Here is a 23,994-nt window from a genome sequence, read left to right as displayed (position 1 = left end):
ATTGGAGGGGACAGAGTGTTGTTAAGGTAAAGGTAAAATAGTTCGCTATAAAGTCATCATAACTGTATTTTAATCAAAATATTGCTATAATACTTAGGGCATTCATCTTCGAATGTCTGTTTCTTTTTGTAAGGATGTGATGATAAATTGGGAAGCATTAAGCGATATATGCGCTTTGTTAAACCATATACATGGGAAATTATTTTAACGATTATCATTGGTATAGTAAAATTTGCTATTCCACTATTTATTCCACTGCTCATTAAGATTGTGCTAGACGATATTATTGCAGCAGATGACTTAACAGATGTAGAAAAAACAAAAGAACTATTTTATTGGCTAGGTGGAACTATTATTGTGTTCTTTATTATCCGTCCACCTATTGAGTATTATCGACAATATTTTGCACAACACGTAAGCAACAAGGTACTATTTGATATTCGTAAGGAAATTTATGCACATTTACAGCGTTTAAGCTTAAGGTATTATGCCAATACACGGGCAGGGGATGTTATTTCAAGGGTAATTAATGACGTTGAACAAACAAAAACCTTTGTCATGACGGGGTTAATGAATGTTTGGTTAGATTTGGCGACGATTGTAATTGCGATTGCCATTATGCTAACCATGGATGTGAAGCTAACACTAGTAGCGTTGATCGCATTTCCATTTTATGCTTTCAGTGTGAAATACTTCTTTGGCAAATTGAGAGATTTGACACGGAAACGTTCTCAAGCACTTGCAGGTGTACAAAGCTATTTACATGAACGTGTAGCTGGTATGAGCATTATTAAAAGCTTTACTTTAGAAAAGCATGAACAAAAATTGTTCGATTCAGCAAACGGTGAGTTTTTAGAAAAAGCGCTTGATCAAACAAAGTGGAACGCAAAATCATTTGCTGTCGTGAATACCATTACAGATGTAGCACCATTACTAGTTATAGCCTATGCGGGCTATCAAGTAATAAATGGGTCACTTTCAGTTGGAACAATGGTTGCTTTTATTGCTTATATTGAACGTTTATATGGCCCACTTCGTCGACTTGTTAGCTCGTCCACAACTTTAACACAGTCAATCGCTTCAATGGATCGAATGTTCGATTTAATAGATGAGCCTTATGAAGTCAAGGATAAGGACTATGCTGGTGAACTCCCACGTGCAAATGGGCAGGTTCGCTTTCACAATGTATCCTTCCAATATGAAGAAACTGGCTCACCTATTATAGATGCTATCGATTTAACGATAAATCCTGGGGAGACTGTTGCCTTTGTAGGGATGAGTGGTGGTGGTAAGTCAACGATTATCAGTTTAATTCCTCGCTTTTATGATACAACAAGCGGGCAAGTGACCATTGATGGAAAAGATGTACGGGATGTCACTTTACATTCTTTACGATCTCAAATTGGTATTGTCCTGCAAGATAATATACTTTTTAGTGATTCTGTCAAAGAGAATATCTTAATGGGGAGACCAGATGCAACAGATGCACAAGTCATCGAAGCAGCGAAAGCGGCAAATGCCCATGACTTTATTATGAGTCTACCTAATGGTTATGACACAAAGGTTGGAGAAAGAGGAGTAAAGCTCTCTGGCGGACAAAAACAACGAGTTGCTATTGCGCGTGTATTTTTAAAAAATCCACCGATTCTAATCCTGGATGAGGCTACTTCTGCATTAGATTTAGAAAGTGAGGCACTGATTCAAGAATCATTAGACAAGCTTGCTCATGAACGAACAACTATTATTATTGCGCACCGTCTTTCTACAATTACCCATGCTGACAAGATTTTCGTCATCGATCATGGTCAATTAATCGAAAGTGGAACACATGAACAGTTAATGGACAGTCAAGGAACATATTATAATTTATTCCAAGTACAGCACTTAGATTAAAATTTTCCGAAAATTACACGGTTTAAGAAATTTTTTCAAAAAAAGTCTTTCATTTATTCGAAAATGGAAGGCTATTTTTTTTTGAAAAATGTAAAAAATTATCTCTTTATAAGATTTTATTATTATGGAAGGCGATTATTGTAGAAATTCTATGTAATTTGCAGAATATTAATGATTGAAAGAGTAAGGAATTTTAGTTAGAATTATCTGAAAATAAGGAATTTAACGAAAGTTATAGTATTCTATTAATATTATTATACATTTAAGTAAAATATAGGTAGGGTGGGGCGTTACACATGAGGAAAAAACTACTAGAAATAAAAGGTTTGAAAACAACCTTTTTCACAGATAATGGGCAAATTCCTGCTGTAGACGATATCGATTTTTCTGTCCATGAAGGAGAAATTTTAGGGATTGTAGGAGAATCGGGAAGTGGTAAAAGTGTTACGTCGCTGTCCATCATGGGATTAATTCCATCACCACCAGGTAAAATAACGGGTGGAGAAATTTTGCTAGATGGCAAAAATATTGCTAAATGTACAGACAAACAAATGCAAAAAATACGTGGAAAAGACATTGCAATGATTTTCCAAGAGCCGATGACTTCGCTAAACCCTTTGTTCACGATTGGTGACCAGTTAAAGGAAGCTATATTAATCCATAATCCAAAATGGTCAAAAAAGGAAGCGTTTGCAAGAGCGGTTGAAATTATGAAATTGGTAGGTCTACCACGTGCTGAGGATTTGCTAAAGGACTACCCACATCAGCTGTCTGGCGGTATGCGTCAACGTGTGATGATTGCTATGGCACTTGTCTGTGACCCTCAAGTATTGATTGCGGATGAGCCTACAACTGCATTGGATGTTACAATACAAGCCCAAATTTTACAGCTTATGAAAGACTTAAATAAACGATTGAATACAGCTGTGTTGTTAATTACACATGATCTGGGGGTTGTCGCGGAAACCTGTGAGCGAGTGATTGTTATGTATGCAGGACAAATAGTGGAAGAGGCGCCGATTCATGAAATTTTCACTAATCCTAAACATCCCTATACACAAGGGCTTATTCAATCAGTACCTGACATGCGTTATAAAAAGGAAAATTTATACTCCATTCCTGGAAGTGTACCGAAACCAGGAAGTATTCAGGTAGGCTGTCGTTTTGCAGCACGCTGTCAATATGCAATGGAACGTTGTTTACAGGAAACACCACCTTTATTTGAAGCAGCAGAGAATCATAAATCGAGATGTTTTTTACTAGAAAAGCAGGAGGTGGAGCAACGTGTCGAAAGCGTTATTAAAGGTTGAGGGGTTAAAAAAATATTTTCCGATTCGAAAAGGAGTCCTTAATTCACATGCCGGGGATGTAAAGGCTGTAGATGATGTTTCCTTTGAAGTATTTGAAGGAGAAACATTAGGAATTGTTGGCGAATCAGGCTGTGGTAAATCCACAACGGGTCGCTTATTAATGCGTTTACTAGAGCCCACTGGAGGTAAGATAGAATTCGCAGGTAAAATGATTTCAGAATTATCCAACAACGAAATGAGGAAGGCACGTAGAGATATTCAAATGATTTTTCAGGATCCCTATGCCTCACTAAATCCTCGCCATAACATCGGCAAAATTTTAGAGGAGCCTCTTATTGTTCATGGGATAGGTAATGCCAAAGAGCGAAAACAAAAAGTGTTGGAGCTACTTGAGATTGTTGGATTGAATGAATATCATATCAAACGCTATCCGCATCAATTTAGTGGAGGGCAAAGGCAACGTATTGGCATTGCTAGAGCCCTGATGACCAATCCACGCTTAATTATTGCGGACGAGCCAGTATCTGCACTTGATGTATCCATCCAGGCACAGGTTTTGAATTTATTGCAAAAGCTGCAAAAGGATTTAAGGCTAACTTATATTTTTATTTCCCATGATTTAGGGGTTGTGCGTCATATTAGTAATCGAGTTGGCGTTATGTATTTAGGTAAATTAGTTGAGCTGACAGCGAGTGAGGATTTATATGCTGAACCGCTTCATCCATATACACAAGCACTTTTATCTTCGGTTCCTGTTCCAGATCCTACGTTTGAACGGGAACAGATCATCATTTCTGGAGATATTCCAAGTGCATCAAATCCGCCAAGCGGTTGTACTTTCCATACGAGATGTCCGTTTAAAAAGGATCAATGCTCACAGGTAGTACCTAAAATGCAAGAAGTGAAACCAGGTCATTATGTTGCTTGCCATCTTTACGAGGCACTCCAACATTAAATGATATAAAAACTCATAGGGGGAAATTCGATGAAGAAAAAGAAGTTTTGGACTTTAGGTGTAATGCTACTCCTTATTCTCTCGACAATCTTAGCAGCTTGTGGCGGCTCAGATACTAAGGATACGGGTAGTAAAGATACTTCAACTGGTGGCGATACAGCTAGCAGTGGAGAACCAAAAATTTTAGTGTATGGTCGTGGTGGAGATTCTGTAGCACTTGACCCTGCTGTTGTTACAGACGGTGAATCCTTCACGGTGACAGCTAATATTTATGAAACACTTGTAAACTTCGGAGAGCAAGATGTAACAATTCAACCAGGCTTAGCCAAATCATGGGAGGCATCAGAGGATGGTTTAACGTATACTTTCCAGCTACAAGAAGGTGTGAAATTCCATGATGGCACAGATTTCAATGCTGAGGCTGTTGTTAAAAATATTGAACGTTGGAAAACAGGTGCAGATAAACACCCTTACTTTAGTTCGCAATTTGTCGTTGGTGATAAGCAAGTAATTGAATCAGTAACTGCAGAGGGAGACTACACAGTTGTCTTTAAGTTAAGTCAACCTCAAGCACCATTCCTGAAAAATTTAGCAATGTCACCATTTGCGATTGCTTCTCCAACAGCATTTGAAGCAGATGAAGAAGGTTTATCTGCAAATCCTGTAGGAACAGGTCCATTCAAATTTGTTAGCTGGGTACGTAATGATTCAATCACAATTGAGAAAAACCCGGACTACTATATTGATGGCTATCCTAAATTAGATAAAGTAATTTATCGTTCTATTCCAGAAAACTCAGCACGTTTAAATGATTTATTAGCAGGCAATATTGATGTAGCTGATGGCTTAAGCCCATCTGATAAAGCAACAATCGAAGGTGATGCTAATTTACAGTTAATCGAACGTCCATCTATGAACGTTGGTTACCTTGGTTTAACTGTTACACGTCCTCCTTTTGATAATGTAAAAGTGCGTCAAGCAGTCAACTATGCAATTGATAAACAAGCATTAGTAGATGCATTTTATGAAGGGCTAGCTGAGCCAGCGAAAAACCCAATGCCACCAGTAATTTCTGGTTATAACGATGAAGTGACAGGCTATACGTATGATCCTGAAAAAGCGAAAGCATTACTTGCTGAAGCAGGCTACGATGGCAAGGAAATTGAGCTATGGGCAATGCCAGTACCACGTCCATACATGCCAGACGGACAAAAAGTGGCTGAAGCGATTCAAAAGAACTTAGAAGACGTGGGTATTAAATCTAAAATTGTGTCATTTGAATGGGCTACGTATTTAGAAAAAGCTCAAAACGGTGAAGCGGATGCATTCCTACTTGGCTGGACAGGCGATAATGGGGATGCGGATAACTTCCTATACACGTTATTAGACGGCGATAATATTGGTTCTAATAACTATACGTTCTATGATAATCCAGAATTACACAAGATATTAACAGCTGCTCAAACTGAGATTGATGAAGACAAGCGTAATGAACTTTATAAGCAAGCTCAAGTAATTATTTCTGAAGATGCTCCATGGGTTCCACTTGCTCACTCTATTCCAATTTTAGCTGCTAACAAGAAAGTTACAAATTACATTGCGCATCCTACTGGTTCTGACCGTTTAGATGCAGTAGATATTCAATAGTAAATTTCATCATTTTTAATTGAACAAAGGAATGTGAAGAATCTGCTTGCTTTTCTGCGGGTAAGCCGTGGAAATCTCGCAGATTCTTTTCAAGTAAAGATAATGATTATTTCCTGTATGAAAGAATTCAACTAAACATTCAAAACCGTTTAGTGAAGGCTCAACCTTTCAACAGTATATAAAGACTTCACAGTAGATTATGAAAATCATAGAGAGGTGATGAAAATGCTTCACTATATGGGGAGACGTTTACTTCAACTAATCCCAGTTTTGCTTGGAATGACTTTTATCGTCTTTATGTTGATACGGGCAATTCCTGGAAATCCAGCACAAGTTATTTTAGGACAACAGGCAACAAAAGAGGCGGTCGAGGCGTTAAACGCAAGTTTAGGATTAGATAAGCCTTGGTATACACAATATTTTAGTTACTTAGCAGGTATTTTTCAGGGAGATTTAGGGGTTTCCCTACGTACGAAACTACCTGTATCAGAAGAAATTTTCCCATACTTAGCAGCAACGGCCGAACTTGCACTATTTGCGATGATCATTGCGATTGTTATTGGTGTGAATGCTGGCATTATTTCTGCGTGGTTCCAAAATTCTTGGTTTGATTATACAGCAATGATTATAGCGTTAATCGGTGTATCTGTACCCGTGTTCTGGCTTGGATTGATGGAGCAATGGACATTTAGTAGTAAGCTTGGATGGCTGCCTACATCTGGTCGAGAAGATGTGCGAAATCCAATTACCGCCATAACCCATTTCTATTTATTGGATACGCTTATTCAAGGCCGCTTTGATCAATTCATCGAAGTTATAAAACGATTAATATTACCAGGAGTAGCACTTGCAACGATTCCGATGGCTATCATTGCCAGAATCACAAGGTCCTCCATGCTGGAAGTTATGCGTTCAGATTATGTAAGGACTGCAAGAGCAAAAGGACAAAAAATGTTTATTGTTGTTTATAAGCATGCATTAAAGAATGCAGTTATTCCTGTGTTAACGGTAATTGGTCTACAAACTGGATTACTGCTAGGTGGTGCCATTTTAACAGAGACGATTTTTAGTTGGCCAGGAATTGGTCGTTATATTTATGATGCGATTGGCTTCAGGGATTATCCCGTTATTCAATCAGGTATTCTCGTCGTTGCATTTATTTTCATCATGATTAACTTAATCGTGGATTTACTGTACACAGTAGTCGACCCACGGATTAAATACAAATAGAAGGGAGTTGCAATGATGACTGGAGCAATCGATATAAAAAAAGAAGTATCACCAGTTCGAGAAAAGGCAGTAGGTCCATGGCTCGAAGGGTGGCGTAGTTTTAAAAAGAGTAAAGTATCCCTTGTTGGAGCAGGAATTGTTATATTTTTTATTATACTAGCTGTCATTGGTCCGTTCATTGCACCACAGGGCATCAATGAACAAGATTTAACGAAGCGTTTACTGGCACCATCCGCTGATCATTGGTTTGGAACGGATGATTTTGGACGGGATATTTTTTCCAGGATCATTCACGGTGCAAGGATTTCGCTATGGGTAGGCTTTTTCTCTGTTATTTTGTCCGTGATAATTGGTAGTTTACTTGGCATCATTGCAGGTTATTATGGAAAATGGATCGATACGATAATTTCACGTATTTTTGATATTATGCTAGCTTTCCCTAGTATGCTACTAGCGATTGCAGTAGTATCAGTGCTTGGTCCATCTTTACAAAATGCATTAATCGCCATTGCTATTATTAACGTACCGAATTTTGGGCGCTTAATCCGTTCTAAGGTTTTAAGTGTCAAGGAAGAGGAATATATAGTAGCGGCAAAAGCAATTGGTATGCGTGATGCACGAATTCTATTTTCGCATATTTTGCCGAATTCCATAACCCCAATAATTGTACAGGGAACACTAGCAATTGCGACAGCCATTATTGAAGCGGCAGCATTAGGTTTTCTTGGGCTAGGGGCTCAAGCTCCAGCACCAGAATGGGGAAAAATGTTAGCGGATGCACGGAAGTTTTTATTAAATGCTCCGTGGACGATGATTTTCCCTGGTTTAGCTATTATGTTAACAGTTTTAGGCTTTAATCTAATGGGTGATGGACTACGAGATGCACTTGATCCAAAAATGAAAAGTTAGTAAATAAGACAATAGCCTTCTACAAGTTAGAAGGTTTTTTTAGCTGCTTGGACCATTGGATATAAAAGGAACATTTTTACTACAAAAACGTTTTATAGTATAGAACAAGACGTGAGGGGCTTTCAAAAATAAGAGAAAACACCTTTTTGGAGCCATTAATTGAATTTTTTGTCACGTTATTTTAGACTTAATTTAAGTAGAAATCTTTTAGCTTAGTAGATTATTGCTTACCATAAAATCTTTCGACTGAAATACATATTTTAGGAGGGTGTTAGAATTGGGGATTAATTTACAAAAAGGACAAAGAGTTGATTTAACAAAGGGTAACGCAGGATTAAATAAAATTAAAGTTGGTTTAGGGTGGGACCCTGTAGGCCAAGAGAAAAGTGGCGGCTTTTTAGGTGGTTTATTTTCTAGCAGAAATAGTGGCAGTGGCAGAAGTATCGACTGTGATGCTTCGGTATTAATGTTACAAGATGATAAGGTTGTAGCGGGTGACGATGTTGTTTATTTCGGAAAATTAACAAGTAGCTGCGGTTCTGTTCGACATTCAGGTGATAATTTAACAGGTGATGGTGATGGTGATGATGAGGTAATTACAATTGAACTATCGTCTGTACCTTCGCAATATAACAAGCTTGTGTTTGTTGTAAACATTTATGATGCGGCAGGTCGCAATCAACACTTTGGTATGATTCATAATGCATATATTCGTGTGTATGATGACAGGACAGGAAGCGAACTAATTCGCTATAATTTAACTGATAATTATTCGAATTTAACGACGTTAGTATGTGGAGAAATTTACCGTCATAATAACGAATGGAAATTTGCTGCGGTTGGTACGGGAACAAATGACATAAAGCTTGGCGACGTTGTTCGAAGATATCAATAAATAATTGACTAAATAGGAGGAATAAAAATTATGGGCATTTCACTACAAAAAGGTCAAAAGGTAGATTTAACTAAAACAAATCCAGGATTAACGAATGTGGTTGTAGGTTTAGGCTGGGATACAAATAAATATGATGGTGGTCATGATTTTGACTTAGACTCCTCTGTGTTTTTACTTGCTGATACAGGTAAAGTTGCAGATCAAAATGATTTTATTTTTTATAACAACACTACAGGTGGCAATGGTTCAGTTGAGCATTCAGGCGATAATTTAACAGGTGTAGGCGAAGGTGACGATGAAGTGGTGAAAGTGGCATTAACTCAAGTACCTGCTCATGTTCAGCGACTAGCCTTCACAGTAACCATTCATGATGCAGAGTCTCGCAGTCAAAACTTCGGTATGGTGTCTAATGCCTATATTCGTATTATGAATGCTGCTTCCAACGAAGAAATTATTCGCTATGATTTAGGCGAGGACTTCAGTATTGAAACAGCTATTGTTGTAGGGGAATTATATCGTCATAACGGAGAATGGAAATTTAATGCGATTGGTGCAGGCTATCAAGGTGGCTTAGCTGCTTTATGTAATGATTATGGCTTAAGTGTAAACTAAAATTTCATCTTTGGACGGAAAGGGAGATTTTTGAATGGCTATACAATTAAGTAAAGGGCAACGCATTGATTTAACAAAGCAAGATCCAGGCTTAAATAGCATTGGCATTGGTTTAGGATGGGATGTAAAGCAATTTGATGGTGGACAAGACTTTGACCTGGATGCATCTGTATTTTTACTAGATGCTTCAGGTAAATGTCGTAATGAACAGGACTTTATTTTCTATAATAATCTAGCCAGCCCAGACCAGTCTGTTGTCCATACAGGAGATAATCGTACAGGTGCAGGGGATGGGGATGATGAAAAAATTCTTGTCAACTTAAAGCAAGTATCACCTCAAATAGAAAAAATTGTAGTGACAGTTACTATTTACGATGCCGAGGGACGTCATCAAAACTTCGGGCAAGTCTTAAATGCCTATGTACGATTGACGAACGAAGAGTCGGGATCAGAGGTATTGCGTTACGATTTAGGTGAAGATTTCAGTATTGAAACGGCTGTAGTATTTTGTGAGCTGTACCGACATAATGGTGAGTGGAAATTTGCTGCAGTAGGTTCAGGTTACCAGGGTGGATTAGCTGCTTTAATCAATGCATATGGCCTACAGTAACTATGGGACACATAGGTGCATGGTGGAGGATCTGATGTGGATGTATTAAATGAGATATTAAATACATATGCACAGTTTTTAAACTAGCAGATGTAACAGGGGCTTATCATAATACACTGAAAATGTGTGTTAGTATATTGGGGCTACCATCCTTCGCATGAAATTTTCGTTATTATTTTAATAGCTGCATTCTTATTGACATTTGTTATTTACAAGTTGAAGAAGAAAATAGCAGTGTAAACAAGGCACTGTATTAGTCTGTATGGAACAGGCTGATACAGTGCTTTTTTCACAAAAGGCATAGTTACTGGGGAGAGGATTAGATGCAACATTTTGCAACAGAAGCAGAGATGATTTTTTATAAGAAGCCACAGCCGTTTACAAAATGGGAAACGGCGGATATTTTGTCATATGCCCTAGGTGCGACTTTGTATATGCCAGCTTCCATGCCTACGATTGTGAGCTTGATCCGATCACAAAAATATAAGGAACTCACATCACTTGTCATTGATTTGGAGGATGCAGTTGGAGATGCAGAGTTAGTAGATTGTGAAGCTAAGCTGATAGAGGATATTAGTGAATTATATGCACTCTATCAGCAAAAACAGCTATTACTTCAGGAGCTCCCTTTACTTTTTGTTCGTGTACGTCATGTTGAGCAATTTCAAAGGCTAACAACTGTTTTAGGGAAAAAGCAAGAAATATTAACTGGCTATGTCTTTCCAAAGTTTACAGCAGAACAGGGTGCCCGTTATTTCGAGTTGCTTGAACAAACCATTTTAGAAAATGATTTAATTTTATATGGTATGCCAATTTTAGAAAGTCGTGAGGTACTATATAAGGAATCTCGCATGGAAGCGTTATTAGACATTAAAGCGGTTCTACATCAATACAAAGCCCGTGTATTAAATGTACGAATTGGTGCTACCGATTTTTGTGGTATTTACGGAATTCGCAGGCGTATGGATTCTACCATTTATGATATTAGTGTCATACGAGATTGTATTGCAGATATTGTCAATATCTTAGGTCGTGAGGAAGATGGTTTTATTATTTCTGGGCCTGTGTGGGAGTATTTTAATAATCAGCGTGTATTAAAGCCCGCGCTTAGAGTGACACCATTTAGTGAGAAAGGCGCGCTTGATACAAGGAAAGCGTTATTAGACGATTGTTTAGATGGATTAATGAAAGAAGTTTTAATGGATAAACAAAATGGCATAGTGGGAAAAACAATTATTCATCCGAGCCATATCCGTGTTGTGCATGCCCTGTATGCTATTTCGTATGAGGAATACTTAGATGCGCTAAGTATTATAGAAAATAATGATGGACAAAAAGGTGTTATGAAAAGTCACTATGCTAATAAAATGAATGAAATTAAGCCACATATGAGATGGGCACAACGGATTTTAAAACAGGCTCATGTCTATGGTGTTTATCATGAATCTGTCGATTTTGCCTCACTTTTATTACAGTCTGAAATAGGTGGTAGTGTATATGCAACAACAAATGAGTAAATTAAGCATTTTACCGAATTATTCAATTGATATTGAAATTACCTACAATCCCCATAATTTTGCGCTAACCGATTTGTTTAGAATGGCGGCTCGGATTAATAAAAAGAGACAATTTTTGTTTGTAAGCACGGTACTAGGCAAACATTTGGCTGTCCGTCCACAAATCCCTTTACTGACAGGAACTCTTTTAGCAATGATGTATCAGCAGCATCTTACGGGACAAAAGGTAATGGCTTCGTCTGTCGTTAAAGCTTTAAAAGACGGAGCTAATTTGGATGAAGTACAAAAATCCATAGAAGGAACCCTAGAATTAACGGATGAAACATTGTTTATTGGCTTTGCTGAGACAGCAACAGCACTTGGACACGCAGTATTTAATGCCTTTCACTCGAATGCTATGTATATCCACACAACACGTGAAGTGTTACCCGATTTTGAGCCATTTGTTACGTTTGAAGAAGAACATTCACATGCGACAAGCCATAGAATTTATACGGAGGAACCAGAATTTTTACTGCAAACTAAGCGCATTGTGTTAATTGATGATGAGATTACTACTGGAAATACGGTCATTAATATTATTGAGACTTTAATACAGAAATTTCCTTTAGTGAGACAATATGCGGTACTATCTATTTTAGATTGGCGTTCCCAACAGCAGCAAACAATCTTTCAGCAATTAGAAGTACAATGGGGTATCTCTATAGAATTCATCTCCATTATGTGTGGGAATTTTAGCTGTTCAGGCATTCCAAGCTTAACCAGTACACAACCAAACTTACTAACACAGGTTGCACGAGATATGGACATTTGTCCGATTCAAGTATCTGTTGATCGCAAATTCTATCGTTCTGTTTCGGAGAATGGGTTAATAAATAAGTACCCCTATTTGCTAGCAACAGGGAGATTTATGCTCACGTCAAAACAGCATGTTGACCAAAAGCAAACGATACAAGCTATTGCTATGCAATTACAAGAGCTAAGAACAAATGGACCAGCGCTTGTTATTGGCTCGGGTGAGTTCATGTATGTTCCTATGCAAATTGCCTCTTATTTAGGAAATGATGTTTATTTTCAGTCAACTACTCGTAGTCCAATCTATTGTACGGATGATTTAGGATATACGATTAACGATAAAATAGCCTTTGAAAGTCCAGAAAATAACGGGGTCACTAATTTTTTATATAATCTTCAAAGCCAGTCTTACACGGAACTTTTTTTCATAGTGGAACGTATAGCAAGTAAAGAGGTAGTTGCTCGTGTGGTAAAGGCATTACAAGAAGCCACTAACGCCAAAGTATATGTAATTAGTATGCATGAATTGGAGGTAGAACGATGATATCGACTTTGCAGCCAGATAAAATGGGGAGTTATGCACCAGAGGACGTTATTTTTTTATTGCGTGATATTGGAAGTGCATTCCTTGAAATGGATAATGAGAAACGTGAACAACTCATTCAATCGGGTATACATTATTCGGAAATGCTGCCAGTGGAGAAGCAACCATCGGATACCTACATGAATCTTTTTTATAAAGCGCTAGATGTTCATGCAGAAAGAATAGCAATCGCCGTTGGAGTAGTGGCAGAGCAAATCGTTGAAAATAGAGGATTAGAAAATTTAATTCTTGTGAGTTTAGCTCGTGCAGGTACACCCATTGGTATTTTAATCAAACGGTATATAGCCATGCATTATCATGTGAATGTTCCACATTACTCCATTTCTATACTGCGAGGTCGTGGGTTTGATGAAGCGGCAATTCGTTATATTTTGACACAGCATCCTCTAGGAAGTCTGCAATTTATTGATGGTTGGACAGGAAAAGGGGCAATTACCAATGAATTAATTCAATCCTGCCAAAAGTTTAATTTACGATATCAAGAACAGTTAAGTGCCGATTTAGCTGTTTTGGCTGATCCTGGCCATTGTGCAGCTATTTATGGAACTCGTGAGGATTTTTTAATACCATCTGCTTGTTTAAATTCCACTGTATCTGGATTAGTAAGTAGAACGGTATTAAATTTGCAGTTTATGGATGCAAACGATTTTCATGGTGCAAAATACTACAAAGAATTAGAGGCAATAGATGTCTCCAATCTGTACATAGAGCGTATCGTCACATGTTTTGAACAAGTACAGAGTAAAATTGTGCAACAAATTCAAGAGCAAGAAATCTCTCCAATTACATGGGAGGGTATGAAGTCCGTGCAAATAATTCAACGAGATTTTGGTATTGATAATATACATTTCATTAAGCCAGGTGTTGGGGAAACGACAAGAGTTTTGCTGAGAAGGATACCTTGGAAGATTTTAATTAATCCACAGTACATGCATGAATTGAAACATATTTTATTATTAGCGCAGGAAAAAAATGTATTGATTGAAGAGTATTCGAATATGTCCTATGCATGTTGTGGTTTGATCAAAGAATTATAGAGGAGAATATGATGATATTATTTACATCTGATTTAGATAGAACCCTTATTTATTCTAAACGCATGATGGAGATGTTTCCGCCAGCTACAGAGACAATCGTCGTTGAACACAAGGACGAAACAGCAATGAGTATGATGACACAGGCAACAGCACCCCTATTGCAACAGGTACACCAACATACTTTATTTGTACCTGTTACGACAAGAGCTTTACATCAATATAAAAGAATCCATTTTATTCATGATTTATGCCCTGCTTTTGCAATTACAAGCAATGGGGGTACAATAGTAGAAAAGGGTCAGCCATATGAAAAATGGACACAAACATTATCTAGACGTATTGAAGATTCCTCGATCCCTCGTATGGATATGCTAAAGCTTTTTCAGACAATTAAATCTGATACATGGCTACAACGATCTCTGTATATAGATGAGCTTTTTTATGTACATCATGTAGATATTGATATTTTACCATACGATGAATTACAAGCGATGATTCAAGAGTTTGATATGCATGGTTGGCATGTTCTGCTACAAGGAAAAAAATTGTATTTTATGCCCAAGGTGCTGACAAAGGAAGCGGCTATAGAATATATAAAAGAGTTCTGTACATACGATGTGCATATAGCAGCAGGTGATTCTATTATGGATTATGGCATGCTTGCAATGGCTGATTTAGGTTTTACACCAAATCATGGAGACTTAAAGGATAAACAGCCAAAATTTTTACAAAATACAACTTACTCGCCTCACAATGGTGAAGCATTTACAAAGAATTTATTGGAAACAGTTTTACAGATGGCATCACAACAAACGATCGTATAGATGTTCAAATATTTTTGTTGTCATTAGGTGAGACGTCCTATGACAAATGAATGCTTTAGCATAGGCTGAGGATGATTTTTAGGAGGTGCGTTTGTATGCAAACAATCACAATTAAATCAGTGTTGGAGCGTCATCCTGATGATTGGCTACAGGCGTTTCAAGATTCACCAAAGGATCGTGCATTTTATGAAACAACAGAGCAGCAAGTGAGCTTTAGTAGAATTGCTGTTCGTGTATTGGGCGTACCAATCGAAGAAGATGATTATTTCAATTCGTTATTTACATTGTCACAGAACACTAACATCCATATTTTAAGTGAAGAATTAAATAAACATATTGAACCAAAAGACTTTCAGGCAATACAAACAATCCTTTCGCAGCATCAACAAACTCCACAAGGTCTATCTATTAATCGTTTAGTGGCAATGATGTATGGTTATCAATTAATTCCTAAGCATGATGACAGTGTAATGAATCGCCATTTACAGTTAGCAACCATTAAAGTAGTAGAGCTCTTTCAAAAACAGCAATCGTTAGGTTTGCTAGCAAATGACTTTCGCCGTTTTTTAATTGATATGGTGAAATGGCTAAAAAACCATTGGATTCTATGGACAAAATCCATGAAACCAACAGATGATTTTCCTAAAGTAGTTTGGTATGGGGAAGCAACTCTAAGTCAGCGCTATTTCTTATTGTTATTAATGGAGCTCGGTTGTGATGTGTTAATTTTTCATCCAGCTAAAATAGATGAATTTGCTGAGATTGATCCTAATGATACTTTCTCTATCACATATGCGTACGCCAATCAAACAACTTTACAGCCATTTCCTGATAAGTTGCGTGACCGGCAGGCAACGGTTGGATATCGATCTAGTCAGCATTTTGAGCAATTAATGCATGATCAGCAATCAGGTGTCTATAAGCCTTGGCAGTTTAAAGATTTTATGCCACGCTCCTTAACATTACGGATGACATATGATGATATTTTTATTTATGCAAAAGAGAAAGCTTTGGTTCGACCACAGTTTGAAGTAATTGGGGATGAGATTGTCATTCCAGTCATATTTGCCAAAATTAGTGGGGTTTCGAGCAGACGGGAAGAATACTGGTATTATATGCATCAGTTATTAGCAAATCCGCAAACTGTTTTTGTCCAAAAATTCCCCTATGCACCAACGAGTAGAGCCAATTTTCACTTTCACTATAAGCATTGCCTAGTAAATGGAGAACTATCAGTAGAGCGTATTATGCAAAGTGATTGGTGGCAATACGGTGAGTTAACATTGGAGCTACAGCGTGCGATTGCACACACGATAAAAACTTCCTGTGAGCAGCCCATGTTGAAACAGCAGCAAAATGAGACCTTATATGATTTACAGTTATTTTTATTTAAACAAATGTCGATGATTCCACAGGAGATCCTAAGATTACTACAAAGCTTTGACTATTCCCAAGAGGTACCGAAGCTGGTATTATACCAAGCACCTCAACAACCAGCTTTATCACGTGAAGATATAGCGTTATTGGCCTTTTTAAATCGATTTGGTGTGGATATTGTTTTTTATAATCCGACAGGACAACTAGATTTAGAAAAGCATTTGCAAGAGGATAGTTATGATGTACACCGTTTAGAGCATATGCTGTTTGACTTGCACTATGAAGAACCAAAGCCACAGAAAACTGCACCCGACAAAATCATAAAAAAACTCTTTAATCGTTTTTTCTGATGATAGGAAGGAGGCGGCACGAATGTCGAATAACTCGTTGACGCTGAAGCAGCTGACACTGGAAACAGCAGAAGCCTTCAAAGAACAGTTAAGGGATCATGCAGAGGTACGGCAAATTGCCAATCAAATCAATATAAAAAATCAGATAGAGCTATTAGCTTTGGGAAAAGAGCCGTCTACAAAATTAGCTACTTTTGCAGATCAAATTGTAGCCATCATCACCCAGTCAACAACTTTCGAATCAAATGAATTATTTAAGCAGCTTGAAGCCCTTATGCAGACATTCGACAAACAAGATTTTACAGAGCAAAAGGGCTTTTTTAAAAAGCTGTTTGCACGTAAGACCAAAAATGATGGCGATTTATTTACGAAATATAATGGACTGGGGAGAGATATTGAGAAAATCCATTATCAATTTGTACTGATGGAAGAGGAATTAGCGAAGGATAACCGAGTACTTGCACGCTTATATCAAGAAGACCTCATGTACTATCTTGAGCTAGAAAAGTATATCGTAGCAACTGACATGAAGCTTCATGAGGTCCAAACAACATTGATTCCGATGTATGAAAAACAGAGTGAAGCAGGAAATCAGCTGGCGAAAATGGAGCTAAATCGTTTGCAAGGTATTGCAGAGATGCTCCAGCAAAAAATAGATGACTTAGAAAAATCGCGTATGGTGGCTATTATCACAGCCCCTCAAATCGATATGCTACGTAATGGTAACAGTGAATTGATGGAACAAATTAATGGGGCTTTTGTTAAAACCATTCCTGTTTTTAAAATGGGTTTGATGAATGCAGTTAATGAAAGACGTCAACAATTACAAAGTCAATCAGCCTCTGCCTTTGAAGATCGTATGAGGCAATTTGGGGGAGCTAGCAAGGAAGCGGTGCAATTAAGTACTGCCATGGCTCAACAAGCCAGCACTACCAAGACTCTTGAAGAAATGTGGGATACTATTGTATCAGGCATTGCCAATTATCAGCATTTACGTGCTGAACAAATGGTCAAACGCCAACAAGCAGAGCAACAATTGCTAACATTGCGTTCTTAGCTCCTTTCCTCTAAGTAGATTACTACTTGGAGGTTTTTTGTATAAAAAAAGCCGACAGACTTATCTTATTCAATGGGTGATCAAAATCCCCCTGAATCAAGGTAATCTGTCGCCAAAATGTTAGCTATATGAATTCTTCTTCAAATTCTACATTGATTTCATGTCCATGATAGCTTTGGTAAGAAACAATAAGTGTATCAAGATGTTCTAAGTTTTCCTCATAATCTAAAATACGCGATAAAATATAGAGTAGGTGATAGCTAGAAAACTCCGTATCGCCTTCTTCACGAGCAAAGTTGATTTGCTTGATGAAAATTTCCATCAGCTCATTACGTTGGACATAGTCAATGCTTTTACTCCACTCCGAATGCTCAGGCTTTAGCTTCCCTGTATATTTTAAGAGCAATTGCTCATGGTACGTTAGCAAGGAATCAAGTCTCTCCTGAATCATTAAATGAAATTGGGTAGGGAGCTGAGCTAATTCATTTTCGTGATTATGCAAACGCTGTAGCAATTCCAAGCTTTTCTTGGAAGTTAAAATCATTTGACGATAGACTACTAGTTTGCGAGCTTTGACATATTTTTTATTTTTAAAGTAATTACGCTCTTCCTTATATAAATCATACAGCGTATCCACTCGTAGCATACGGTTTTTAAACTTACTTAATGCTGTTTTTGTGGATGTATGCTCAGAAGCTTGCCGTACAGCCAGTCGTGTCCAACGAATAATATCATCTTGTAAAATATAAATTTTGCGAAATAGTTTTACCTCGTATTTAGGTGGTAAGAACACAAGATTTACGACAAATGCTGCTAATACCCCAACTAATATCGTAACAAAGCGTATCAAACCAAATGTTAAAAAGTCATCCCCTTGAAATTCCATAATAGCTACAACTGATACCAACGCTAGCGAAAGTGATTTTTCGAGTCTAAACTTTAACATTAAACCGATAGCTATTATGACAGCTATACCAATGGCAACGACATGGTGGCCAAAAAGTAAGCCAAAAATGACGGCAATTGTCGCACCTATAATATTCGCTTGTACTTGCTCCACAATGGTTTGGTAAGAACGATAAATAGAAGGCTGAATAGCAAAAATAGCTGCAATTCCAGCAAAAACAGGTGAAGGTAGTTTCAACAACTCTGCAATAAATAATGCAAATACGATAGCTACACCAGTTTTAAATACACGGGCACCTAATTTCATAAAGATGTCCTTTCTGTCTAATATTTTTTAGCTTCTTTACATTATAGAAGGAAGTGCTCATAAAATACATAGATTTGCATGGATGAATAAGAAAAAGGCGACTTCTACTTGCAAGTCGCCTTTTTCTTGTCAAGATTATAATTGAGAAAACGCAATATCTACTGCTTCAATTGTTTCCTGAATATCTGCTTCTGTATGCTCAGTTGTTAAGAACCATGCTTCATATTTAGAAGGAGCTAGATTAATACCTTGCTCAAGCATGTGTTTAAAGAAGCGTCCAAATATTTCACCATCAGAGCTTTCAGCTTGCTCATAGTTTTCTACCTTCACATCTGTAAAGTAAATAGTAAGAGCTCCTTTAAGACGATTTAACGTGATGGTTACGCCATGTTTTTTAGCAGCAGCTAAAACACCTTCTTCTAAAATTGCGCCTAATCTATCCATTTCCTCGTATATACCTGGTGTTTGTAGAACTTCTAGGCAAGCAATACCAGCTTGCATAGATGCAGGATTTCCAGCCATCGTACCCGCTTGGTATGCTGGGCCGAGAGGTGCCACAGTATCCATAATCTCTTTACGTCCGCCATAAGCACCGATTGGTAAACCACCACCAATAACTTTACCAAGTGCAGTTAGATCAGGTGTTAGGCCAAGTAAATTTTGAGCGCCACCATAGTGGAAGCGGAAGGCCGTGATGACCTCATCATAAATCGTTAGGGCCCCTTTTTCCTTTGCTGTAGCATGTACTAATTCAAGAAAGCCTGGCTTTGGTTCAACGATACCGAAGTTTCCTACTATTGGCTCGATTAAAATAGCTGCAATCTCCTCGCCCCATTTATCCATGGCTTCTGTAAAGGCTTCAGGGTTATTAAAAGGTACAGTAATAACTTCTTCAGCAGTCGAAGTTGTCACGCCCGCTGAATCTGGTGTTCCTAATGTTGCTGGACCTGATCCGGCAGCCACTAATACTAAATCAAAGTGCCCGTGGTAGCAACCAGCAAATTTCATGATTTTTGTACGTCCTGTATAGGCACGTGCCACACGAATCGTTGTCATAACAGCTTCTGTACCAGAGTTGTTAAAACGTACTTTATCCATCGACGGAATGGCTTCCTTTAACATTTTTGCGAAAGTAACTTCATATTCAGTCGGCGTCCCAAACAATGTACCATTTTCAGCTGCGTGCGTAATGGCCTTTGCAATATGAGGATGACCATGACCAGTAACGATTGGACCATATGCTGCTAGATAGTCGATATAACGATTGCCATCTACATCCCAAAAATAAGCGCCTTTTCCTCGCGCCATGGCTACAGGAGAACCGCCACCTACTGCTTTATATGAACGAGAAGGGCTGTTTACACCACCAACAATATGCTGTAATGCCTCTTCATGTATTGCTTCAGATTTTGCATGATTCATAGAATTGCCTCCTAACTTTTTATACGTAATCTATTGTAGACCTATCGGTGTAAGAAATCCAAAGAAATTAAGAGATATGACTTGATTTGTTACTTAGAGTAAAATAGGACCTACAGAGGAGGAGATTGTATGACATTACTAGAAGGACAAAAAGCGCCGGATTTTTCTCTATTGAACGAAAAGGGCGAGATGGTGCATTTAGCTGATTTTAAAGGAAAAAATGTTATTTTATACTTTTACCCAAAGGATATGACACCAGGCTGCACGACGGAGGCATGTGATTTTCGCGATAAGTTTGAGGACTTCAGTCATTTAAATGCTGTTGTTCTGGGTGTTAGCCCAGATAACGCAAGCAAGCATACAAAATTTATTGATAAGCATGGTTTGCCATTTTCATTATTAGTGGATGAGGACCATGCTATTGCTGAAGCTTATGATGTATGGGTTTTAAAGAAAATGTATGGACGTGAATATATGGGCATAGAGCGTTCAACGTTTTTAATTGATGCTGAGGGGAAGCTTGTAAAAGCTTGGCGCAAAGTTCGAGTGAAAAATCATATTGAAGAAGTATATGCTTATTTAGCAGAACAGGAGGCAAAACAATGAGAATCTATTTTACATTTGAACCTAGACCAGATTTACGAGAACCATTAGTAGCAGAATTTCCACAGCTTGAATTTATCTTTGAAAAGAGCATATCAAATGAAGAGCTTCAACAAGCGGATGTATTAGTTACATATGGTGAAGATTTAACAGAAGAGAGTATTCAATCTGCTACAAAGCTAAAATGGATTTTTGTTGCATCGGCAGGTATAGAAAAAATGCCAGCTCAGGCTATTATTGAACGCAGGATTCTAGTTTCAAATGTTCGTGGCATTCATAAAACGCCTATGGCTGAATCGATTCTTGCTCATATTTTAGCCATTAAACGAGCTTTGCCTTGGATGTATGAGCAGCAAAAGAAAAATGAATGGTCGAAAAAAACACAACAAACGGAATTACGAGATAGTACGGCACTTATTTTGGGGCCAGGTGCCATTGGTTCGGAAGTTGGGCGTTTATTGCAAGCTTTTGGTGTTACAACAATTGGGTGTAACCGCTCTGGTAAAGAAGCGGCCTATATGAATACGATGATTAGTTTTACCAATTTGAAAGAAGCACTACCTCTTGCAGATATCGTTATTTCTGTATTACCAAAAACAACAGAAACGACCCATTTATTAAAAGAAGAGCATTTTGTTGCGATGAAAAACAATGCGATCTTCATGAATTTTGGTCGAGGTAATTTAGTTGATGAAAACGTACTCATTCAAGCGATTGAAAGAAAGCAAATAGGACACTCAGTTTTAGATGTATTTGAAGAGGAGCCTCTGACATCCGACAATCCATTATGGACATTACCAAATGTTATAGTATCACCTCATGTATCCAGTCATTCTTCTCGTTATGTTGAGCGTAGCTTAGAAATTTTCAAGCCAAGCCTAACAAAATGGCTAAAGGGTGACACGGATTTAGAAAATGTTATGGATTTATCAAGAGGATATTAAGGAAAAAACCATTGATTTATTGAGGATAAGCAATGTGTGATTGTTGACGAAGTAGTACGAATTGGATACACTATTTATAACAATTATAAATTAATAATACTTATGGAAGAGGTGCATGACGATGTCTGCAACGCATTTACAAGATGCACTGGACACGTTGAAAACAACTGGTGTACGTATTACTCCTCAGCGTCATGCTATTTTGGAATATCTAATTCAATCAATGGCACATCCTACTGCCGATGAAATTTATAAAGCTCTTGAGGGTAAGTTCCCTAATATGAGTGTAGCGACTGTTTATAACAACCTGCGTGTATTTCGTGAAGTAGGTCTTGTGAAAGAGCTAACTTACGGGGATGCTTCAAGTCGCTTTGATTTCGTGACAAACGATCATTACCATATGATTTGTGAATGCTGTGGTAAGATCGTCGATTTCCATTATCCTGGACTCGACGAAATAGAGCATTTTGCATCACAGGTAACAGGCTTTGATGTGCATTCGCATCGCTTAGAGATATACGGCACTTGTCCATCATGTAAAGTTGCTACTGCTAAAGTACAATAAAAATCCTAGCTCTTAAAAAGGGCTAGGATTTTTTTGTTTTATTATAGGATTGATCGAACTCTTTACCTTCTAGAGTAGGATCAAGTGTTAATGGCTCATTGCAGTACATGCACATATCTACTCGGCCTAAAACCTTTGTATGTTTATGGCAATTAGGACACTCTACTTGAATAGCTCTTGTTGACAGTAATCCGATCCACGCATATACAACTGTGCTACCGATAATACAAAGAACACCTAGTGACATGAAAATTAAAACTAATATCGGGCTGTTTTTAAAGAAAATGCCTCCGTACATGACAATAAAACCAAAAAAGATTAGTGCTAATGCGAATGAACGAATTTTATTAATTTTACTTTTATAAGGTTTCATATTTCATCTTGCCTCCCAATCTAAAATCTACTATAACATATAAGGGCAAAGTATTTTAGCTTTGAACTGAATGAAAGAAGGAATACTTTTAGAGTATGTCGAATTTTTAACGGAACAAAACAACCTATATGAATAAAGGAGGGCTGAACATGGAGCAAGTACTGCGTCCGATATATCAAGAACGTGCGAGTCAGTCGAATACATTAGGCGTAATTTTAGTGGAAAAGCGTGAAGAACAAAGTAACGTTACAGATACATTTGATACGGTTTTACTCATTATCGTAAAAGAAGCAGAGCAACCAGTCTTTTCAAAACATTACTTATATGAAGGAAATAAAATCGCTCTACATACTGTTACGGAGAAATTAATTCGAAAATGGTTACTCATCGGTTCAAATAGAAAGGTTGTTGATTGGATATTCTTCGGTAGAGTATTATTTGATCGGAATGAATTTCTGTATAAACTAAAAATAGAATTGCAGGAATTTCCGTATAGTGGTCGTAAAATTAAAACAGGTATTCAATTTTCAAAGTTAATTCGTCGCTATTTGGAGGGGAAAGAATACTTTGATAAAGGAAGTTACTTAGATGCTTATAATCATGTTGTGGATTCGCTACATCATCTAGGTCGCCTATCTATTATCGATAGTGGCCTGTATCCTGAAGTAACTGTTTGGGCACAGGTGAAAAAAATCGAGCCAGCCATCTATAAGCTGTATGAAGAGCTAGTGACAAGTAATGAGCCAATAGAAAAGCGCTTAGAATTATTGTTTTTAGCAAGTGAGTTTTTAATCCACTCTCGTACACGAGATGGGGCACAGCATATATTAGAAGTCATGCAAACAAAAGAAATGTGGACTATTCAGGAATTACATGATCATCATGAACTTGTTAACTACTCAGTGGATTTAGAAGTGTTTGTTGAGTATCTAGTGGATAAAGGCTATATTCAAATTGAACCCATTGCAGCGAAAAATGATAGGATATTTCACCGTCATTACAAGGTAAATAAAGATGCTCTAGAAATGGGGCAATGACTGTAGTATGCTTGTAATCGAGGTATCTAAAAAATACCTCGATATTTTTTTAGAAAAGTAGTTGACGAATAATATCTTAGTATTGTATTATATTAATTGTCGCTAAGACATAAACGAATAACTCAGAAAAACACAAAAAACTTTTTTAAAAAAGTTGTTGACATGTTTTGAATGAGATGTTAATATAAAGAAGTCGCTGAAAAACGACTTAAATA

The 23,994-nt window shown here is 37.6% G+C and carries 22 protein-coding genes; 19 read left to right on the top strand and 3 right to left on the bottom strand.

The genetic code is table 11. The annotated features are described in order from the left end of the window. Window positions 1-147 precede the first annotated feature (147 nt). From AC1RFD_RS22175 to AC1RFD_RS22105, 15 genes are all read left to right on the top strand, one after another. Window positions 148-1,893 carry an ABC transporter ATP-binding protein gene (locus AC1RFD_RS22175; RefSeq protein ID WP_048394775.1) on the top strand — a complete coding sequence of 582 codons (1,746 nt, stop codon included), beginning with the start codon at window positions 148-150 and terminating at the stop codon, window positions 1,891-1,893. Window positions 1,894-2,189: 296 nt separating this feature from the next. Then, entirely contained in the window at window positions 2,190-3,203 is a 1,014-nt protein-coding gene (locus AC1RFD_RS22170) for an ABC transporter ATP-binding protein (RefSeq protein ID WP_103118833.1), read from the top strand. Beyond that, entirely contained in the window at window positions 3,178-4,158 is a 981-nt protein-coding gene (locus AC1RFD_RS22165) for an ABC transporter ATP-binding protein (RefSeq protein ID WP_112116672.1), read from the top strand. Before AC1RFD_RS22170 ends, AC1RFD_RS22165 begins: the two co-directional genes overlap by 26 nt. A gap of 30 nt (window positions 4,159-4,188) precedes the next feature. Continuing rightward, on the top strand, window positions 4,189-5,805 hold the full coding sequence (locus AC1RFD_RS22160; protein ID WP_048394768.1) for an ABC transporter substrate-binding protein: 1,617 nt from the start codon (window positions 4,189-4,191) through the stop codon (window positions 5,803-5,805). 225 nt (window positions 5,806-6,030) lie between these two features. Beyond that, window positions 6,031-7,035 (top strand): ABC transporter permease, encoded by a 1,005-nt coding sequence (locus AC1RFD_RS22155; protein WP_048394767.1) that lies wholly within the window; start codon window positions 6,031-6,033, stop codon window positions 7,033-7,035. A gap of 12 nt (window positions 7,036-7,047) precedes the next feature. Then, entirely contained in the window at window positions 7,048-7,944 is an 897-nt protein-coding gene (gene nikC / locus AC1RFD_RS22150; protein WP_054549024.1) for a nickel transporter permease, read from the top strand. Window positions 7,945-8,221: 277 nt separating this feature from the next. Next, a complete protein-coding gene (locus AC1RFD_RS22145) occupies window positions 8,222-8,839 on the top strand; it encodes a TerD family protein (protein WP_048394762.1) in 618 nt (205 codons plus the stop codon). 30 nt (window positions 8,840-8,869) lie between these two features. Beyond that, complete coding sequence (locus AC1RFD_RS22140) at window positions 8,870-9,451, top strand: TerD family protein (protein WP_048394760.1); 582 nt, start codon at window positions 8,870-8,872, stop codon at window positions 9,449-9,451. Between the two features lie 34 nt (window positions 9,452-9,485). Beyond that, window positions 9,486-10,061: a TerD family protein gene (locus AC1RFD_RS22135; RefSeq protein ID WP_016994007.1), complete on the top strand. Its 576-nt coding sequence runs from the start codon at window positions 9,486-9,488 to the stop codon at window positions 10,059-10,061. A 323-nt stretch (window positions 10,062-10,384) separates the two neighbouring features. Beyond that, window positions 10,385-11,578, top strand: coding sequence for an HpcH/HpaI aldolase/citrate lyase family protein (locus AC1RFD_RS22130; RefSeq protein ID WP_103118831.1), 1,194 nt, complete (start codon window positions 10,385-10,387; stop codon window positions 11,576-11,578). Beyond that, a complete protein-coding gene (locus AC1RFD_RS22125) occupies window positions 11,559-12,917 on the top strand; it encodes a phosphoribosyltransferase family protein (protein WP_387256524.1) in 1,359 nt (452 codons plus the stop codon). The genes AC1RFD_RS22130 and AC1RFD_RS22125 overlap by 20 nt, the downstream gene beginning before the upstream one ends. After that, a complete protein-coding gene (locus AC1RFD_RS22120) occupies window positions 12,914-14,014 on the top strand; it encodes a cysteine protease StiP family protein (protein ID WP_288584161.1) in 1,101 nt (366 codons plus the stop codon). Before AC1RFD_RS22125 ends, AC1RFD_RS22120 begins: the two co-directional genes overlap by 4 nt. Window positions 14,015-14,025: 11 nt before the next feature. Next, entirely contained in the window at window positions 14,026-14,838 is an 813-nt protein-coding gene (locus tag AC1RFD_RS22115) for an HAD family hydrolase (protein WP_054549028.1), read from the top strand. Between the two features lie 95 nt (window positions 14,839-14,933). Beyond that, window positions 14,934-16,565: a YceG family protein gene (locus tag AC1RFD_RS22110; RefSeq protein ID WP_492475277.1), complete on the top strand. Its 1,632-nt coding sequence runs from the start codon at window positions 14,934-14,936 to the stop codon at window positions 16,563-16,565. A 22-nt stretch (window positions 16,566-16,587) separates the two neighbouring features. Further along, the gene (locus AC1RFD_RS22105) at window positions 16,588-17,622 is read left to right on the top strand and encodes a toxic anion resistance protein (protein WP_492475276.1); all 1,035 of its coding nucleotides are present in this window, start codon (window positions 16,588-16,590) and stop codon (window positions 17,620-17,622) included. A gap of 124 nt (window positions 17,623-17,746) precedes the next feature. On the opposite strand, the gene AC1RFD_RS22100 is transcribed toward AC1RFD_RS22105, so the two are convergent. Together AC1RFD_RS22100 and AC1RFD_RS22095 are read right to left on the bottom strand one after the other, a co-directional pair. After that, window positions 17,747-18,835 carry an FUSC family protein gene (locus AC1RFD_RS22100; RefSeq protein ID WP_048394747.1) on the bottom strand — a complete coding sequence of 363 codons (1,089 nt, stop codon included), beginning with the start codon at window positions 18,833-18,835 and terminating at the stop codon, window positions 17,747-17,749. Between the two features lie 135 nt (window positions 18,836-18,970). Next, the gene (locus tag AC1RFD_RS22095; protein WP_259420330.1) at window positions 18,971-20,257 is read right to left on the bottom strand and encodes a glutamate-1-semialdehyde 2,1-aminomutase; all 1,287 of its coding nucleotides are present in this window, start codon (window positions 20,255-20,257) and stop codon (window positions 18,971-18,973) included. A gap of 129 nt (window positions 20,258-20,386) precedes the next feature. Between AC1RFD_RS22095 and bcp the strand changes: the two genes are divergently transcribed. The 3 genes from bcp to perR all read left to right on the top strand — a co-directional run bounded on the left by bcp (window position 20,387) and on the right by perR (window position 22,369). Then, entirely contained in the window at window positions 20,387-20,863 is a 477-nt protein-coding gene (gene bcp, locus AC1RFD_RS22090) for a thioredoxin-dependent thiol peroxidase (RefSeq protein ID WP_048394742.1), read from the top strand. Continuing rightward, a complete protein-coding gene (locus AC1RFD_RS22085; protein ID WP_492475275.1) occupies window positions 20,860-21,804 on the top strand; it encodes a D-2-hydroxyacid dehydrogenase in 945 nt (314 codons plus the stop codon). The genes bcp and AC1RFD_RS22085 overlap by 4 nt, the downstream gene beginning before the upstream one ends. Window positions 21,805-21,925: 121 nt before the next feature. Beyond that, a complete protein-coding gene (gene perR, locus AC1RFD_RS22080) occupies window positions 21,926-22,369 on the top strand; it encodes a peroxide-responsive transcriptional repressor PerR (protein WP_004230508.1) in 444 nt (147 codons plus the stop codon). A 22-nt stretch (window positions 22,370-22,391) separates the two neighbouring features. Here the strand turns inward: perR and AC1RFD_RS22075 are convergent, their stop codons facing one another. After that, window positions 22,392-22,742, bottom strand: coding sequence for a YgzB family protein (locus tag AC1RFD_RS22075; RefSeq protein ID WP_048394737.1), 351 nt, complete (start codon window positions 22,740-22,742; stop codon window positions 22,392-22,394). 149 nt (window positions 22,743-22,891) lie between these two features. On the opposite strand from AC1RFD_RS22075, the gene AC1RFD_RS22070 reads away from it, so the two are divergent. Next, window positions 22,892-23,779 carry a nucleotidyltransferase-like protein gene (locus AC1RFD_RS22070; protein WP_492475274.1) on the top strand — a complete coding sequence of 296 codons (888 nt, stop codon included), beginning with the start codon at window positions 22,892-22,894 and terminating at the stop codon, window positions 23,777-23,779. Window positions 23,780-23,994: the final 215 nt, after the last annotated feature.

Source organism: Lysinibacillus sp. GW823-FHT02G10, from assembly GCF_058797135.1.
This window is presented reverse-complemented; position numbering and strand designations above follow the sequence as displayed.